Origin of the sequence: Poriferisphaera corsica, assembly GCF_007747445.1 — a bacterium.
Taxonomy (GTDB): Bacteria; Planctomycetota; Phycisphaerae; order Phycisphaerales; family Phycisphaeraceae; genus Poriferisphaera; species Poriferisphaera corsica.
Genome location: NZ_CP036425.1, coordinates 2288362 through 2304714, shown reverse-complemented (window position 1 = coordinate 2304714; position 16353 = coordinate 2288362). Strand labels below are relative to the sequence as shown.

The window sequence follows — 16353 nt, the reverse complement described above, 5'->3', positions numbered from 1 at the left end:
GAGATGTGTGTGGGAAGAAGATGTTATTGTTTCCGACCGCAGCCGTGCTCTTTGATGCACTTGATGACGTTAGTCGCGTTGGGATTGATGACGTGGTAGTAGGCGGTTCTGCCGACACGTACGACGTCGAGGATACCGTGCGCTTTCATCTGGCTGAGATGCTGAGAGACAGCGTTGTGTGCAAGATCGAGGTGCTCGGCAAGATCGCCGACGGAGAGACGGTTTTCGCTCAGAAGTTCGACGATCTTGAGGCGATATGGGTGTGCGAGGACTTTGAGGACGTCGGCGGCCATTTCAAGAACTTTGAGTTCGAGTTCCTGTTCGGTTGGTTTCGAGGCTGATTGCATTTTCAAGCTCCATTGTTTTTGGGGTGAGCCTGTAATAATCAAAACATTACAATATCAATATATCAAAGTATCGTGATATAACAAGTAAATGTTTAGAAAATTGTGGAAATATTGAAATTGCGATCGAAAGTGGAAAAGAAAATGAGCGGGTTAAATGGGCCTGAAGTGACAAATAGGGAGTTTTAAAGCGTCTTGCGTAATTATTCATGCGTTGATCAGAGGGTCGATTGTGCAAGTCGAAGGTATTTTATCGATCCTTTACTGACATTATTTGCAGGCAAGGCCTAAGTATATTCATACAAATTGCTCTTGGAAGCGATGGAATGGTATTTACTGGGCAGGTGTAAGTGTTTTGATGGCCAAGAGTAAGCGATCAATATCTTCTGGCGTGAGGTCTGCACGCAGGCTGATTCTGACACGATCTGTGCCTCGTGGGACAGCGGGGTAGCGTGAAGCGAAGGCAAGGAAGCCTGCATTTTGGAGGGATTGAGCAGCATCGAGTGCTGCTTGGGGTGAGCCGAGGATGAGTGGGAAAATGGGTGTGATTTCGAGATCTGAGCGGAGGAGTGGGAGTTGCCAACCCATTTTGAGTAGTTTAGTGCGGAAATGGAGGCACATTTGCTGGAGATCTTGTCGACGCTTGGGCTCAGATTGGATGATATCGATTGCGGCACCGATGGTTGCGGCTTGCGCGGGAGGGACTGAAGTGGTGTAAATAATGGTTTTGCCGAGGTTTAGGATGGTGTCGGTGATGACACGATCGGCGGTGACGATACCACCGAGAGAGCCGAGGGCTTTGCTGGCGGTACTGATGACGATATCGATCTGGCCGGATAGATTTTGTGCTTCACAGAGGCCCGAGCCATTCCTACCGAGGATTCCGGTGCCGTGGGCTTCGTCAACGATGAGGGTGGCATCGTATTGCTCTGCGATGGCGATGAGCTCGTTGAGGTTGGCGGCGTCGCCGTCCATGGAGAAGATGGCGTCAGCGACGATAAAGCGGCGTGAAGGGCGTTGCAGAGGCTTGTAGGCGGTTTGTTGTGCGATAGGGGGCATCTTCGGCTCTGGTGAGCTGGAAATGCCCATGTGACGGCTGAGAAGCTTGTGGAGTTTGTCCGTTTGCAGGTGTGGGAAGGTGCGGACGGTGGCATTTGAGGCATTTGCAGCGTCGATGAGGGAGTTATGTGAAAGTTTATCGAGACAAATGAGGTCGCCGGGAGCTGCAAGGGAGGTGAGGACGGCGAAATTGGCGGCGTAACCGGTGGGGAAGAGGAGGGCGGATTGGGCATGCTTAAAGGCGGCGAATTTGGATTCGACTTGTTGATGGATGTCGAGATGGCCTGTAACGATTTTGGATGCGCCGGAACCCGTGCCGTACTTGAGGGTTGCGTTGATTGCGGCTTCTTTGAGATGGGGGTGGTTTGCAAGTGCGAGGTAGTCGTTGCTGGCGAGGTTGATGAGTGATTGGTTTTGATGTTGAACGATGCGGCCTGAGCCGTGGATGGTACGGAGCTGCCGCTTCATCGCAAAGCTGTCTCGATGATCGAGTTCCAACTGTAGTTGTTCGCGTAAGTTAAGGTTGGATTGAGTGGTGGTGTTATCCATCGTGTTGTTTGTGGTGATTACGGTTTAAAAGGCTGAGTATAACGGATTGTGTTGGTGATTGGCTGTGAAGCGTCGTTGATAGTGGTACGCTTGGGTTTGGATGAGGTTTGATAAAGCATGAAAAAGCCCGCTAAAAAGCGGGCTTTAACGTGCTATTGGATAGTGGTTTAGCGAATGACAAGGCTATGCATCGAAGTCATCGATGTTGCTAATGTATTCGCTTTCGGAGATCTCGCCTGAGAGTACCTGCTTCATCACGCGTCCGACTTTGAATTTGACGGTGCGTTTTGGAGGGACTTCAACGCGTTCGAGCGTTTTAGGGTTTTGAGCCATGCGTGCTTGACGTTGCTTGACTTCGAATACACCGAAGTCGCGGAATTCAAGACGATTGCCTTTGCCCAGCTCGATGGTGATGTTATCGAGGAAAGTCTGGACGATTTTCTTAACGACAACGCGCTTCTGACCGGTTGCGTCAGCGATGCGATCTACAAGTTCTTTTTTTGTGACAGTTCTGGCCATGAATCTAGCCTCTCAATCTGCGTTTCAGTAAGTCGGGTTCAGACTTGTTTTCAGCCCCGGTGACAGGTCTATTCTGAGCCCATGCTCCCAATGACCTCCCCAAATTCTAATAGCAGTATGCCAATTGTCTATGGCTGGGTCAAGCCCCAAATCCTGTATTGGTGAAGATTTACTTCTCTGCTTGCCGTCACAGAGCGTTCAATCTAACATCGTGGCATGAGTGTAGAAGCATCAAAGTTGAAGATCGTGAATTATCCTGCCTCGGTTCTCAGGAAGAAGGCGAAGCCTGTCGAGATGATTGATGACGAGGTGAAGGAAGTCGCAAAACGGATGATAGAGCTGATGCACGAGAATCGTGGCGTGGGGCTGGCAGCTCCACAGGTCGGGCTGGATTGGCGGTTATTCGTGTGTAACCCGACTGCTGAGCCTGGTGATGATATGGTGTTCATTAACCCAGTTATATCTGATGCGACCAAGGAAATGGAGTGGATGGATGAGGGGTGTTTGAGCTTGCCAGAGATTCGTGGTGAGGTGAATCGGCCGATTGGTGTGACGATTACAGCATTAGATGAGCATGGTAATGAATTTGCGCTCCAATCAGACGATTTTCCAGCTCGCGTGTGGCAGCATGAAAACGATCATCTCGATGGTGTATTGATCATTGATAAGATGAAAATGATGGACAAGATGGCAAATCGTAAGCTGATTAAAGAGTTGGAAAGTATTGATCGTTAGTCTGTTGAAGTTGATATAAGTGTTGATGTGACGAAGGCTAATAGTAGATTAGAAGATCGGATTGAGCAATGAGGTTGATGTATCTGGGCGCAGGCGAGTTTGGGTTACCGACGCTGAAGGCATTGCATGCTGAACATGAAATTGTGGCGGTTGTGACGCAGCCGGATAAGCCTGCGGGTCGAAAGCGTGTGATGACGCCAACGGCGATTGCTAAATGGGCAACAGAGCAAGGGATTGAGGTTCTAAAATCCGACGATGTTAATACACCTGAGTTTGTTGCGAAAATTGGCGAATACGAAGTCGATGCTAGTGTTGTGATTGCGTTTGGTCAGAAGTTGTCACCAGAATTGATTGGGCAGCTAGGTAAGTTAGCTGTTAATTTGCATTCATCGCTTTTGCCTAAGTATCGCGGTGCAGCTCCGATTAACTGGGCGATGATTCAAGGTGAGGATGTAACTGGGGTTAGTGTGATTGGTTTGGCTCAGCGAATGGATGCGGGGGAGGTTTATGGGGTTGAGTCGTTAGAGATTCATCGAGAAGAAACTGCTGGGGAATTACATGATCGTTTGTCGGAGCTTGGGCCTGATGTGGTACTGCGTGTTCTACAGGATTTGAAGAGTGGTGATTTGAAGCCACTTGAACAAGATCACATGGAAGCTACACGAGCACCTAAGTTTAAGAAATCTGATGGTACGGTTGACTTGAATCTGAGTGCAAAAGCGGTGCGTTGTAGAGTGCATGGGTTGACGCCTTGGCCTGGATGTCGAGTGCAGTGGGAATGTATGGAAACGGGTAAGTCGCAGATTCTGTTTCTAAGACGTGTGACAGATAACTGTGAGATGCGGGCGCAAGAAAGAGCTGAAGTGGGGATGGTTCTTGAAGATATGTTTGTCGTGGTCGGACAAGGGGAAGTCATCAAGTTATTGGAAGTGCAAGCAGCAGGTACGAAATTGATGAGCGTAGAAGAGTTCGCTAAAGGCCATAAATTGGGAGCAGGAGATCGCTTGAGGATGCTTGATGCTTGAATTATTGGGGGTTTCACGTCTAGCTGAACAGTGATGCTGATGTTGATTTCGCGGTAAGTCGATATAGACTCATGTCACGATTCTGTTTTGATATGAGTAGGTGGTTATGCGTACAAAACGGTTGGATAAAAATTTTCATATTGATCATATGACTTTTGAAGAATTTCAACAGGTTATCCTGTGGGCAAAGCATGAGGGTTGGAATCCAGGCATCAATGATGCAAGGGTTTTATACGACGCTGCACCTGAAGGGTATCTGATCGGTAAGATCGGGGAAGAATTAGTCAGTAGTGTGACCGCAATCATTTACCAGAAACGCTATGCGTTTATGGGAATGTATATCGTGCACCCAAAATATCGTGGTATGGGATATGGCTATGCGATATGGCAAGAGGCTATGCGACGATTAGAAGTCAGTTCAGTCGAAGTTATTGCTATGGAAGCAACATTACCTCAAGTTGAACGATTTCAATCTTCTGGATTCGATGTTGCTTATATGCATGATCGATTTATCTATGATGTCAATGGTGGCGAAAGGCAAACAGCTAAAGTATGGGATGTCACAGAAGAATCGATTGATGATGTTTGTGCATATGATGACATGTTTGATGTAGAGGCAAGAAAGGGTTTTACGCGTAATTGGCTTGGAATTCCAGGTGTTGAAGCTGTTTACTGGTCAGACAAGATCCACGGAGAAATCAAAGGTTATGGCGTTATCCGTGAAGCGGCTGAAGGTTATCGTGTTGGCCCACTTTACGCTCATGATATCACGATTGCTTCAGAAATATTTGAGGCTTTGGGTAGTAAAGCAAGAAACGGTGCACAGTTAATGATCGATGTGCCAGAAAATAATCAAGCTGGCTCGCGGTTAATGCGCAGTCGTTGTGGTGATATCAAAGGGCAATTAGCTAGGATGTACAAGGGAGGGACACCACCCGAAAGAATGAATGAAATGTTCGGACTTTTCTCGGTAAAAATAGGCTAGTTGGTATGAGGTCATTGTGGATCGTAGCGAGGTTTCAGCCAAAGATGTGTGTATTGAGCGAGCAACATTGGAAGATGTTCGTCAAATGTATCGGATGGCGGATGGAGAAAGATGGAACCCTTTTGTTGGTATTGAGAATGCTGTTTATGAGATTGATCCAAGAGGATTTTGGGTTAGCAGGGTAGGCGATCACATTATTGCAAGCATATCCGTATTAATTTATGAGAAGTTTTATGCGTTTATTGGTTTGTATATTGTTTTGCCGGAGTATCGAGGAGGGATCATTGGAACAAATCTTGCAAAAATTGCAATTGATGACGCTAGGCAACGAGGGGCTAGAATTTTTGGATGTGATGGTGTCCCGGAGAATGTGAAAAAATATGAGCAGAATGGTTATGTGTTCGATTGTACAATTGCACGGTATCAATTGATAACTGAAAAACAACGAAAAGATTTTGCTTGTGAATCAGTTCGTGTAGATGAGGTTGACGAATTGAATCGGTTTTTGAAACCATATTTACCTGAGCCACGAGTAAGATTCGTCAAACAATGGCTTGGCTGTTCACACGTAAAACATTGTGTGGTGCGTGAACATGGCGAGATTGTAGGTTTTGGTTCTATAGGTCCATCAACAGAGGGATATCGTATAGGACCCATTTACTCAACGAGTTCCGAGCATACATCTATTTTGATCAATGGGCTGTTAGCCAGTATTGAGCAAGGCCAGAAAGTTATTATTGATGTGCCTGAGGTCAATCTGGATGGGATTGCCTTAGTCAAGCGGCTAGGGATGGAGAAAATTTGGTGTTTTGGTCGTATGTATAAAGGTGGCAAGCCAAACATTCATTTGCGTGATACTTATGCGACATGGCTAGTTGAGGCTGGTTAAGAAAGTTTGGCGATGATTTTATCTCGCAATTCTAATGCAAAATCACTAGATAATTGGCCGGGTGTCCAGTTGTATTTCAACCCGGTTTCGGTGGTGTATCGAGGGATGATATGGAAGTGTACATGCATGACTGCTTGGCCTGAAAGTGCGCCGTTGTTTTGAAGAACATTAAAAGCGGGGCATTCTGTTACAGTCTGAATAGCTGTAGAAATTTTGGGCAGTACACGACCACAAGCGGCGCTGAAATCAGAAGGTAGTTCTGTGATTTCAGACGCATGGTATTTGGGAATGATTAAGGCATGACCTTTCGCGATCGGGCCAATATCAAGAAAGGCTAACACATGCTCATCCTCAAAAATCTTATGGCAAGGGATTTCACCCGCAATGATTTTGCAGAAGATGCAGTTGTCGTCATGAATATTTGCCATCGCTTGTCTCCATATCTCAATTATCTGAGCTTATGAAACTAGTATACGCAGTGAGATGGCATAAAAAAACCCACTCACTTGAGTGGGTTTGTATTAGCGGAAGTCATTTGAATTAATCAATACGGGTATATTCAAGAACGCGAGGTGGCAGATAAGGTGCCGGTGATCCAAGCGCTGTTGTTGTTGCATCGAAAACGTTACTACGGTCAAGGATAGCAATGAATCTTAATTCTTCGGCAGGTGATTGATTAAATTGATCATTCTCATAACCTCTAACGATACCATAGACCGCAAACCTATCACTGCGGATTGTGTATAGCTGCGCAAGGTATTGGAAACGATACAGTATCTCTTCAGTACTATCAGTCGTTTGTGTTGAACCAGAACGGTTAATTGGGAATGGATTGAGATCAAGATCCGATGTGCCATTTTCTTGGCTTCCGTCATAACCATAGAACATCATATTAAGTACTGAATTCGTTGGATTCGGATTGATATATAGCAATTCACCTAACGATGCAATACCGGGCGTGATTTCTCTCCTGCCACTGATTGAGAAATCACTGGTCGCTATATCATTACGAATCGTATCGTATCTCAAGCCAGTAAGCGTTGGATTGTCGAAAAAATGGCCTGTGCGATCAAATCTCTGGAAAAGTGGAGCATCGCGATACGCAACAATAGATCTGTAAAGCGATTCGATATCTCGCAAATCCTCTGGGATTGGTGACGATAGAGCTAGCAAATGCATCGGCATTGTGTTGATATTGATCAACCCAGGGATGAACACTTCATCAGGGTCTGCTGCGGCGTCGGTTGTGCCATCAACATCGTTATCGACGCCATCATTCAGAGGGCTGTTTACTGTAAATTGGTCCATGATGATCGCGGCATGAGGCACGCCTAGGCCGGCGACTGGATAAACACTATTGCTGATATCAACGAATGTTTGATTTGGCGGATAACGGCCATTTAATTGTGGATCAATAACGATGAAACGCTCCCCCTCATTGATTTGTGTCACGCGTTCAGATATTGGGGTATGTGTAGTACCGGCTCCGCCGAGGATACCTGCAAATTGAGGGATCAGCATCAGTTCAGTGATACTACGGATTTCATCATTGGCACAGTGTAACTGGAATTGATTATCATCAAGAGGATTTGATGATGGGATGCTTGTACCTGCTTTAACATCTTGTGATAGATCTATACTTTGGTTTTCCATTGCAGGAACATCAGTGTCGTACTGTGTGTAGGTAGGATTGGTGAAGAGAGACCAGTCTATGGCAGTAGGCGCAGGAGGCACTGTTGGTGTAGGCAGCGCTGCAGTGTCGGGCCTTTTCTCGAATGTCAACACGTTGTTGCCATTATCCCAGAAGAAATGCGCCTTTTCTGAATAGCGCGAAGCTGTGAGCTGAGCGAAGCGGCGTCCCAATGTGTCGGCAAGGTCAAGCCATTTACTTTCGTGACGATTAACTGTCGCGTCGAGTTCAATATTAGTGGTGATTTTGTCGTACTCAATCCACTGGTCTGTGGTGCCTTCTTCAAGCACTTCAAGTGACACAGTGATGTTGTTGTGAGCTGCCAATGTCGTTGCCTGCAGATCAGGGAAGTGCGCTTGCGCGGTACCATTCATCACCATGATGCGTGATTCAGTTGCTCCGCTGATGGGAAGATTCAAGTCGGTGACAAGATCTGCACCATTGTTATCGGCGTCTAAAGTAGCTAGAGCGCCACTCTGGTTAAAAACCAGGATTAGCGAATCAGATGCGTTATTGTCATTTCGCGGCCTGATATAGAACGAATTTGCGGCTAATGTACCAGTCGTGTTGTTATTATGGGTAGTTCCAACATCTGCTGGATCAAGGTCAAAGATCATCGCACCAGCGGGACCGCCATTTACTTCAACGACAATCCGCACATTGCCTTCAATACCGTCGTTCAGTGAGCCGCTCGCGCTTGTGGTATTCGTGCCATCGATTAACTGCGAGAACGGGTTGCCAAGTTCGATCGCGAAGCTGACAGAGTCTGCTTGGACTTGCCAACGATCGTAATATACCAAGGACGAAGGATCGGTAAATCTTGGATCTAATGAATCAAATACTTCACTACTATCAGGCTTACCGTTACTATTAGTATCTTGATACTTCATGTTTGGTGCTGTTGTATCAGCATAAAGAGCCTGTAGATAGACTTCTCGAATGTAAGGTAAACGCTCAATGCCATAATATGTTTGAGTGGGTATACCGGGAGATCCACCACTTGGCGAAATAAATGCGCCGGCTGTCAAAACTTCGGGTTGGATATCGACATCCGCATAGTCTGACACATTTAGAGCAAACTGTGATGCGATATCATCAAGAGCTACTTCATCGGATTCGCCAAGGTACCACATGCTAGGAGTTGATACGGCGCCAGTAATGGGGTGCTTAAAAGCTTGTGCCACGCGATGTGCGATATTTTCCATATCCGCAAAGCTTTGCGTTTCTTCACGGAGGTCATGTTTATATTGACGGTTTAAACCTATAGCGGTAACAGTGCCTGATGGCCCTGTACCTTGAGCTTCTGGCGTGCTACCGAGTGCTCGTGAAACAACTGACGCCCCAGACGCTGTGGTCAGCATATGGCGAATTCCTGGAAGCCCATACGAGTCGTCAAGTGCGGTACGGCTTCCTGCTGTTATGCCAGATGCGATACTTTCTTCACGGTAATCAACGCCTGTGAACCATTTGGAAAATGAATCAACATTCTGAACGTATCGGATGCTGGATTCAGGCAGGACGTAACTGTATGGATTGTTACGTAGAATGTTGGCCATGCCAAGTGTTGGCGTTGTTACGGCTGTGCCATGCGGATTCGCTTCTTTGGATTCAATTTCAGCTTCAGTTTCATCAACATTTAGACCGCCATAGCGACGCAATTCAATTTCTGACAAAGTGCTATAGTTCAAACCAATGTTGCCATACATTGAAGCTTGAGATTTCCAAAGATCTTCACGGCTTTCATAACCCATGAAGTCACCGTTCGATATATTGGCGCTGGTTTGTATTTTGGAATCATCATCTTTAAAACTAAAGCGGCGGAGCATCAGGCTTTCAGCTGCATCTTCGCTTTCACGAACACTAACATCGGTTGAAACATGGGGCGTGGCTACTAACCCCTCTTCTGCGGATAAAAACAGGCGATTCAGCACAGCTGAGCTTGGAGAGTAGCCGTAATCGATGTTACTGGCTGTGGTGCTGGACGTTGTGATTGCGTAGTCATTCCCGCTAGTTAGTGGCAAAATAGTTCCCGTATTCACATTGACAAGTGAGTTCAAGTCAACAATGCGTAACGCCATAACATACTTACGCCCACCAATATCTCTAACGCCTTCAGGAACCCACTGCCAGCGTGCATCAGGGATGCCATCACCATCAGTATCAGCGCCACGGGGCATGAAGTCCGCACTTCGCGAATCTAAGAGATACTCCATGTCCACATTTGTATCACGGTTATCTCTTGATGTAGATGGGCTGCCACTGTAATTATCAGAATCGATTGCGGTCTCAAACGGTCTGCGGTATTCAACTGCAAGTGAAGGATCTGGATTATAAACCGGAAGGTCAAGCCAGATACCAGTAATATTAGTGAGGTGCGGCCAGATATGATCGCTGCTGTCGATGTTATCAAGTTCAGAGCTGCCATAAAAACCGATTTCAGGCATCGTGGAAGCTAAATAATGATCACCTTTCGCAGCTCGACTATTAGCGGTTTCTCTTTGCCCAGAGGTAAGCGAGAGGAGAGGAGCAGGCCGCTGTTCAGCTTGTCTGTTGAGATAAACAGCGTTAGCCGGGACAAGCATTGGGTTAGTATTGATTGCCGTTCGGTTAGCATACTCTCCACGCACCGGGACACGATCGCTTGCATCGTCATTGGTCATGGGGTAATCAGCGTAAGCGGCCATATCACGAATCTGAGCTTCACCATTCTCGCCAATCACGTAAGTCAGATGATCAATCATTTGATCGGTAACTTGTTCAACATATTCACGCTTATGTCGCTTGACGGAAAATGAATCCATCTTGACTTGTTGCAGGGTCGCTAAACCAAGCAAAGCAATGATGACAAGCACGATTACGCACAGAACGAGCAGAGAACCCTGTTGACGATGTTGTTTGCTTGTTGTTGTCATGTTATTCATTTCGTGTTACTCACACTAAGTAATGTCTCGTTTCAAATCCCTCGCACACATCTCACTGAACAGATCGACTTACGGCTGGTGATTGACCGGTACGATGATTTCATACCATTTGCCACGTTCACGTTCATCTTTACCTGTCACTGTATTTGTAACCGTACGTCCATCAAATTGGCCACGCTCATCATGCAAACGGTACCGAATGCGGATAAGCCAAGGCCATTTCGTCGCCCGCTCGTCAGGGTCATCAAAAGCAGTATCAACTTTCGTGTTGTAATAATCTTCCCAGACAAACGCCGCTGTTGCATAAGGGCCAAGATCTGTAGTACCTCCCAATACAAACGAGCCTGTTTGCTCAGCCAGAGGTCGGTAACTTGCTGTTGATTCTGCATCGTCCAAATTCGCCTGTGCCGGAGGCGTTGGGTATACGATCGGACTAGATGGATCAAATGCAGGCAAGGTGGCTGAGAGATTCTTTAGAAGCGGATGGTTCGCAAATTGTGGAGCTGCATACCACATGATGCGGCCATTGGCATCAATGTCTAATCGCCCATCTGGTTCCATATTCGTTGGTGGTAAGGTGTTCTTTGCTGCATCTGTAGGAGCTGCGCCATCGGCTCTTGCTTCTACATAGGTAAAAAAGTTCGAACCGGCTGGCGATCTGACGCTGTACAAATCCCCTGCAAATTCAACAATGAAGTCACTGACGTTATTTGCAAAACCAGTATGCGTTGCAGCGACATCGTAAGTCCCCATATCTGTATCTGTAGGTTGTACAGAGGTGAACATACGTACTTTGTTAAATATGACGGATTCACCCTGATTTTCAAGGCCAAGAACGCGCCGCTTGTAATCCCCATTATCTGGTAGTTCGCTTCCCTTATCCGAGAGATACGAGAATGTAATGCTGGGGCTCTTGTCTCGCTTCCCTGTAATATCTTCCAGTTCAACAGCTGCAATATCTGTCAGCCCCATAAAAACTTTGTATGAGACATCTGTTGCACTGGCCTCAGGGCTTTGATTCGTAACCATTTTGATGAGTGAATTTGCGCCAACCTCAATACCTGAGGAATTATCATCAGGATCTAATTGATCCCATGATGGCCCACCACCTTGACGGAATGATGCAAAGCCATGCGGCTTAAATGGATATTCGTTGGGGGCACCTCCAGTTGGCGACGGATTATCCAAATCCAGTCCTGTAAGAAGCATCACATGCCGTCCTAACATCCATTGTGATGCAAATTCATTTGGGTTATTTTCACGAGTTGTGCCATCTGGTAATACGGAAGGAACGCCAAGATTAAGCAGAGGGTATCGTGCTGCAGTAATACCCGTAAGCCCCTCTACTGGAAGCTTCATCGTATGCCCCATCCAAACTCTTGCATATGTCGCTTTTTCGGCATTCGATTGATCGCCGCTATATGTATTTGGCATCGAGGGAGCTAATGCAGGGTAGGGTGTATAGTCATTTTGGTTTGATTGAACAAAGTATAAAATTTGGTCAGATCGAATTCGCTTAATCAGACTTGGTGCCGATAAATCGTCGTTGTCTTGGTCTTCAACTGTTTCCCAAGCATTGACCGCATGCTGAATCACTACGATAAAACCACCCGGTTCGCCCGGATCCCCACTTGTCTCGATAACACTATCAACTCCCATTGGCCCAACCATTCGACTATCCCAATCAGATGTCGTCGCACTGGCAGGATCGTTCGCAATATCTTTAATTGTAAAGTCTGCATTCACACGGTCTGCAATTGATCTCGCCTTCTGGATGATTTCGCCAGTCTGTGTCGTACGGCGAACTGTGGCAGTGACCTCTTGGAAAAGCTGGTTTATGGCTACCATCGCAATACTTACGATACCAATCACAACCAACAACTCAGTCAACGTAAAACCATACTGTTTTTTCTGATTCGTTTTCATAGCGTCATTCTTTGGATTGGTTATTAATTAATAGGCTTAGCTGGGAACAGAGGGTATGTGTAGATACCAACTAGTGGAGAGCGGACTTCACGTATCAAACGCTCTCCAGCACTCTTAGATCCACTTGTGTTATCAAGTCTCGCAATAAAGTAAAAACAAAGCATTTGCTGCTTGATCGTGACCATATAATCGGTATAAATACGATCACCTTGAACATCAATCACAGTATGCGTATTGCCTAGGCTATCTAAAATTTGGTCACCAATGTGAATCAGATCGGAGGCACCATCACCATCATTATCATTCGCTGTTGTGCCATTTCCGGAAATGGGTGATGAATCGAGTAGCTGATTGTCGCCAGTATTCATGACGGTATAAAAATCATCATTTGGCTGATCAATAATTACATCAAGTTTCAGGGGTACAGGGAAATATTCTTCATCAGGACTGTATGTGTTTTTCGCGACGATGATAAACACTCGCCAGCCATTTTCCCCAACATGAGATAGGAATGGGTACCAAATATAATCACGAGCCCAAGGTTCGGCTGTGCTACTAGGATACGTCATCGTTTCTGGTGTAAATAGAACCTGATCTGTTGGCGTTGTTGGTGAAAATGAAAACCACTGATCTCTGGTCATCTCAACAACACCCATACGCTCACCTAATGGATGCTGAAGCGGCGCGAATGGTTGATCCTCGACATCTTCATGCGACATGACCGACGCTGTTTGCAGCACGCCAGTCATCGGTCGAACACTGCTGCCTATATAGTTTGTGTTGAAATCTTCATTACGCTTTGCACTTGCTTTTTCTGCTGCATCACCCTCATCATTGGTGATAAGCCATTTACCGAGCGTTCCCTGATACGGATCATTTTCTGTTTTCGCAGGATCTGTCAACGCTTTGGTATCATAATTAAATGTAAAAAAGCCTTTGATCTCTGATGGTGGGGTTGTAGGCAAGCCAGCGGATCGTGCGTAACTCTGCATGATCACCTGAGCGCTTTGTGCAATACGTCGTCCATCTGTAGTCTCGACAGTATCACGCTGAATTGAGATTGCCGCAGGAAAAATCATAGCCACAGCCATCATCCCCATTGAAAAGATGCCAAGTGCTATCAAAACTTCCATTAGCGTAAAGCCGCGATTGTCATGCATCAAACGACGCCAGATTTTGCTTTGATCGTTTTTCATTGGGCTTCACTCCGAAGTGAGTTGCCTGACTGTTTACTGAACATAATCATGCGTCCGTTTTTCTTCATCCATTCCCACCGCAAATTATTATCAGCAGAATTTAATGGATTTCCTTGCCCCCAATCCCTTAATCCCGCATCATACTGCTCGCTACCCTCCGAGGTAGCTTCACGGAAATCGGTTTTAGAATATGTGAACACACCGATCACAGCTTCTACCTTCTCAAAAGGTAAATAGGGTCTTTCGGTTGCTGGGTTTAATCTTGTGGAGTCAAATAACTCATCATTCTGATCAAACAAGTATGGGTTGTAACCTGCTGGCCGCGCACGATCGAGTTCGTAGTATTTGTAACTATCTGCATTGATCGGTGTCCCCTCATTAATATAAACGTAGGAATAATCCGTTGGCCCATTACCACTTGCAGAATATGGCAATGTAATAAAGAGTGTTCCTTTGTCATACCAAACTACAAACGGTGGTGGAATTAACACCGGCTTTTGATTACTTATAGGCATGAGTATTCCGCAGACACCAGTGTCTTTGGGGAGCTCTAATGGATCTAATGAATTGTTTGTATTGCCACTAATTGATTTGAACCCATTCAATCTTCTCATCTCGTATTTATCAACGGAAGTAGGGCCAACATGACTGTAGGTTCTTCTCTCAAGAGTATTGGTACCAATCCCTGGGCCACGCAATTCTAAGCTTAGGACAAACGGCTCACCTGCAGCCGTTCTAGCTGACAAAGTCTCTGTCGTTGCAGCACCAAGATCGTTGGCCATAAAGACAATGCGTCCGGTGGGCGTAAACATTGCAGCATACCCGGAGAAGCTACCATTTTCTGAAAAAGAATCAGCAGCACGAGCAGACGGTTGTACACCAGGATTGGGATACAAGTCAGACTTTAAGAAAGGAACGTTATCATCTTTAAATGAATATGATTGTGTCGCTTGTATCGCTATAGAGACTGTGTTTACACCCATTTGCGAACTGCTTGATCGAGTCATCATCCGCATCATTGGAAACGTCAATCCAATAATCAATGAAATGATACCAACAACAACAATCAGTTCAGTTAACGTAAACGCAGCAAGATGATGCTTATATTCTTGATCAGGCATGGGAATCATCCCGTTATCTGATAATGATTTATACATGATTAATTCGCCGCCTTATCTAGCTCGAAACTATAAATGTTGTCCGATGAAAGCTTGCGGGCAAGTAATTTTTCATCACCGCTAAGAGATTCAAAAGCTGGAGAATTAGGGTCAATGCCCCAGTATCCATCAGGGCCAGCTGACGCAAAATATGGATTAGATCGATTAGGAAGCCAATATAAATTGATGCCTTCTGTATTTCGCTGATGAGGTTCAAATACATAGAGAACACATTGGTTCCAAGGATCTCGGATTTCCAGAAAACCATCACCGGTTTCTTCATCAACATCAATATCTACTAAAAAATGCTTTGCTGCATTATTGACCATGTCTTTAGTTTCTGGCATACGTAAAACTTGCCAAACAAATCGCTCGCTTAATAAATTAGCAAGTTCACATTTTGCATTATTGTCAAAATATTCTGTATTTTGAGATGCGTTTTCAATTTTTTCTTCAGGAGTTAAATTGCCTCGTAAAAAATCTTCATGATTTTTGGGATGTTCAGGCAATTTCACCACATTCTTCCTGATTTTGACTGAAGCATCGGCGGTTCTATCCCACCAAGACGCTCTGCGTCCCATTCCCGCAAATGTATCAATAGGCTTTTTGGTTTTAAGCTCATACTTCGCAGCAACCGCATTTAACGCGCCCATCGTGTTCTTCATCTGTGACGAAGAAGCTTGATTCAGCATGCCAATATACCCGGTAAATGCGATACCCATAATCACACCCACAATCCCAACCACAACCAGCAGCTCCATCAATGAGAAGCCAGCGTTTCGCTTTATGTTATTAATGTTTCGTATCATGGTTATTCCATCTTCGTCTCTGTTTCAGAACCGAACATATTGTCGACGCTTTGTTTCGAGCCATGCTGTGTCTGATTCGTCGAATCTCCAAACATCCGATCCGCACCAGCCGAAACAAAATCCCCTATCTCATTTCCACGCTGTTCCGGCGTGATGTATCGAATTGGGTTGTCAAAACCATCAAGGATCTCAACTCGCTGTCTGCCAGTGTCCCCTTCAGATACAACGTTAATGGGAATGTCCTTCAATAGTTTTGCTGAGCTCGGCTCATCAAGCAGTTGAATCAAAACATTCGAGGTATCTGCGGGTAACATGGCATTCGGCTTTTCGTAAAAAACCTTTAATGCACTATTTAATGCCGACAGACGATATTCTGTTTCTTCAATCTCACCTCGTTTCCTGACGTTTTGGCTAATGAATACCAAAATGCCTAAAACGATAGCGAGTACAACAGCCGTAAATAAAGTTTCCGCCAGCGATAAGCCCATACTTCGATGTACTCTCGCGGCCCCTCCCTTATTCGGCTCGTGTCTGTCACTTCGCTGCATA

General features: G+C 45.7%; 14 protein-coding genes. 4 read left to right on the top strand and 10 right to left on the bottom strand.

Annotated elements, in window-relative coordinates; all coding sequences use genetic code 11:
- Nucleotides 1–23: 23 nt before the first annotated feature.
- From KS4_RS09520 to KS4_RS09510, 3 genes are all read right to left on the bottom strand, one after another.
- Nucleotides 24–347 carry an ArsR/SmtB family transcription factor gene (locus KS4_RS09520; protein WP_145077393.1) on the bottom strand — a complete coding sequence of 108 codons (324 nt, stop codon included), beginning with the start codon at nt 345–347 and terminating at the stop codon, nt 24–26.
- Between the two features lie 330 nt (nt 348–677).
- Complete coding sequence (locus KS4_RS09515) at nt 678–1952, bottom strand: aminotransferase class I/II-fold pyridoxal phosphate-dependent enzyme (protein ID WP_145077391.1); 1275 nt, start codon at nt 1950–1952, stop codon at nt 678–680.
- A 183-nt stretch (nt 1953–2135) separates the two neighbouring features.
- A complete protein-coding gene (locus KS4_RS09510; protein ID WP_145077389.1) occupies nt 2136–2471 on the bottom strand; it encodes an HU family DNA-binding protein in 336 nt (111 codons plus the stop codon).
- Between the two features lie 216 nt (nt 2472–2687).
- Between KS4_RS09510 and def the strand changes: the two genes are divergently transcribed.
- The 4 genes from def to KS4_RS09490 all read left to right on the top strand — a co-directional run bounded on the left by def (nt 2688) and on the right by KS4_RS09490 (nt 6105).
- The gene (gene def / locus KS4_RS09505) at nt 2688–3206 is read left to right on the top strand and encodes a peptide deformylase (RefSeq protein ID WP_200761125.1); all 519 of its coding nucleotides are present in this window, start codon (nt 2688–2690) and stop codon (nt 3204–3206) included.
- A 68-nt stretch (nt 3207–3274) separates the two neighbouring features.
- On the top strand, nt 3275–4231 hold the full coding sequence (gene fmt, locus KS4_RS09500) for a methionyl-tRNA formyltransferase (protein ID WP_145077387.1): 957 nt from the start codon (nt 3275–3277) through the stop codon (nt 4229–4231).
- A gap of 106 nt (nt 4232–4337) precedes the next feature.
- The gene (locus KS4_RS09495; protein WP_145077385.1) at nt 4338–5216 is read left to right on the top strand and encodes a GNAT family N-acetyltransferase; all 879 of its coding nucleotides are present in this window, start codon (nt 4338–4340) and stop codon (nt 5214–5216) included.
- Between the two features lie 16 nt (nt 5217–5232).
- Entirely contained in the window at nt 5233–6105 is an 873-nt protein-coding gene (locus KS4_RS09490) for a GNAT family N-acetyltransferase (protein WP_145077383.1), read from the top strand.
- Here the strand turns inward: KS4_RS09490 and KS4_RS09485 are convergent.
- The 7 genes from KS4_RS09485 to KS4_RS09455 all read right to left on the bottom strand — a co-directional run bounded on the left by KS4_RS09485 (nt 6102) and on the right by KS4_RS09455 (nt 16292).
- Nucleotides 6102–6533, bottom strand: a complete 432-nt coding sequence (locus KS4_RS09485) for an HIT family protein (protein ID WP_145077381.1) — start codon at nt 6531–6533, stop codon at nt 6102–6104. The genes KS4_RS09490 and KS4_RS09485 overlap by 4 nt on opposite strands.
- Nucleotides 6534–6645: 112 nt before the next feature.
- Nucleotides 6646–10707 carry a hypothetical protein gene (locus tag KS4_RS09480; RefSeq protein ID WP_145077380.1) on the bottom strand — a complete coding sequence of 1354 codons (4062 nt, stop codon included), beginning with the start codon at nt 10705–10707 and terminating at the stop codon, nt 6646–6648.
- A gap of 78 nt (nt 10708–10785) precedes the next feature.
- Nucleotides 10786–12642: a pilus assembly FimT family protein gene (locus tag KS4_RS09475; RefSeq protein WP_145077378.1), complete on the bottom strand. Its 1857-nt coding sequence runs from the start codon at nt 12640–12642 to the stop codon at nt 10786–10788.
- Nucleotides 12643–12665: 23 nt separating this feature from the next.
- The gene (locus tag KS4_RS09470; protein WP_145077375.1) at nt 12666–13838 is read right to left on the bottom strand and encodes a prepilin-type N-terminal cleavage/methylation domain-containing protein; all 1173 of its coding nucleotides are present in this window, start codon (nt 13836–13838) and stop codon (nt 12666–12668) included.
- On the bottom strand, nt 13835–14959 hold the full coding sequence (locus KS4_RS09465) for a type II secretion system protein (protein WP_145077374.1): 1125 nt from the start codon (nt 14957–14959) through the stop codon (nt 13835–13837). Before KS4_RS09465 ends, KS4_RS09470 begins: the two co-directional genes overlap by 4 nt.
- 38 nt (nt 14960–14997) lie before the next feature.
- Nucleotides 14998–15804 (bottom strand): prepilin-type N-terminal cleavage/methylation domain-containing protein, encoded by an 807-nt coding sequence (locus KS4_RS09460; RefSeq protein ID WP_145077372.1) that lies wholly within the window; start codon nt 15802–15804, stop codon nt 14998–15000.
- Nucleotides 15805–15806: 2 nt separating this feature from the next.
- A complete protein-coding gene (locus KS4_RS09455) occupies nt 15807–16292 on the bottom strand; it encodes a hypothetical protein (RefSeq protein WP_145077370.1) in 486 nt (161 codons plus the stop codon).
- Nucleotides 16293–16353 lie beyond the last annotated feature (61 nt).

Excerpts from the sequence above, each read along its gene's own strand:
- fmt (WP_145077387.1), top strand. The coding sequence starts at position 3,275 with ATGAGGTTGATGTATCTGGGCGCAGGCGAGTTTGGGTTACCGACGCTG.
- KS4_RS09515 (WP_145077391.1), bottom strand. The coding sequence starts at position 1,952 with ATGGATAACACCACCACTCAATCCAACCTTAACTTACGCGAACAACTA.
- KS4_RS09470 (WP_145077375.1), bottom strand. The coding sequence starts at position 13,838 with ATGAAAAACGATCAAAGCAAAATCTGGCGTCGTTTGATGCATGACAAT.
- KS4_RS09520 (WP_145077393.1), bottom strand. The coding sequence starts at position 347 with ATGCAATCAGCCTCGAAACCAACCGAACAGGAACTCGAACTCAAAGTT.
- KS4_RS09480 (WP_145077380.1), bottom strand. The coding sequence starts at position 10,707 with ATGACAACAACAAGCAAACAACATCGTCAACAGGGTTCTCTGCTCGTT.
- KS4_RS09510 (WP_145077389.1), bottom strand. The coding sequence starts at position 2,471 with ATGGCCAGAACTGTCACAAAAAAAGAACTTGTAGATCGCATCGCTGAC.
- KS4_RS09485 (WP_145077381.1), bottom strand. The coding sequence starts at position 6,533 with ATGGCAAATATTCATGACGACAACTGCATCTTCTGCAAAATCATTGCG.
- KS4_RS09495 (WP_145077385.1), top strand. The coding sequence starts at position 4,338 with ATGCGTACAAAACGGTTGGATAAAAATTTTCATATTGATCATATGACT.
- KS4_RS09455 (WP_145077370.1), bottom strand. The coding sequence starts at position 16,292 with ATGGGCTTATCGCTGGCGGAAACTTTATTTACGGCTGTTGTACTCGCT.
- KS4_RS09460 (WP_145077372.1), bottom strand. The coding sequence starts at position 15,804 with ATGATACGAAACATTAATAACATAAAGCGAAACGCTGGCTTCTCATTG.
- KS4_RS09465 (WP_145077374.1), bottom strand. The coding sequence starts at position 14,959 with ATGCCTGATCAAGAATATAAGCATCATCTTGCTGCGTTTACGTTAACT.
- def (WP_200761125.1), top strand. The coding sequence starts at position 2,688 with ATGAGTGTAGAAGCATCAAAGTTGAAGATCGTGAATTATCCTGCCTCG.
- KS4_RS09475 (WP_145077378.1), bottom strand. The coding sequence starts at position 12,642 with ATGAAAACGAATCAGAAAAAACAGTATGGTTTTACGTTGACTGAGTTG.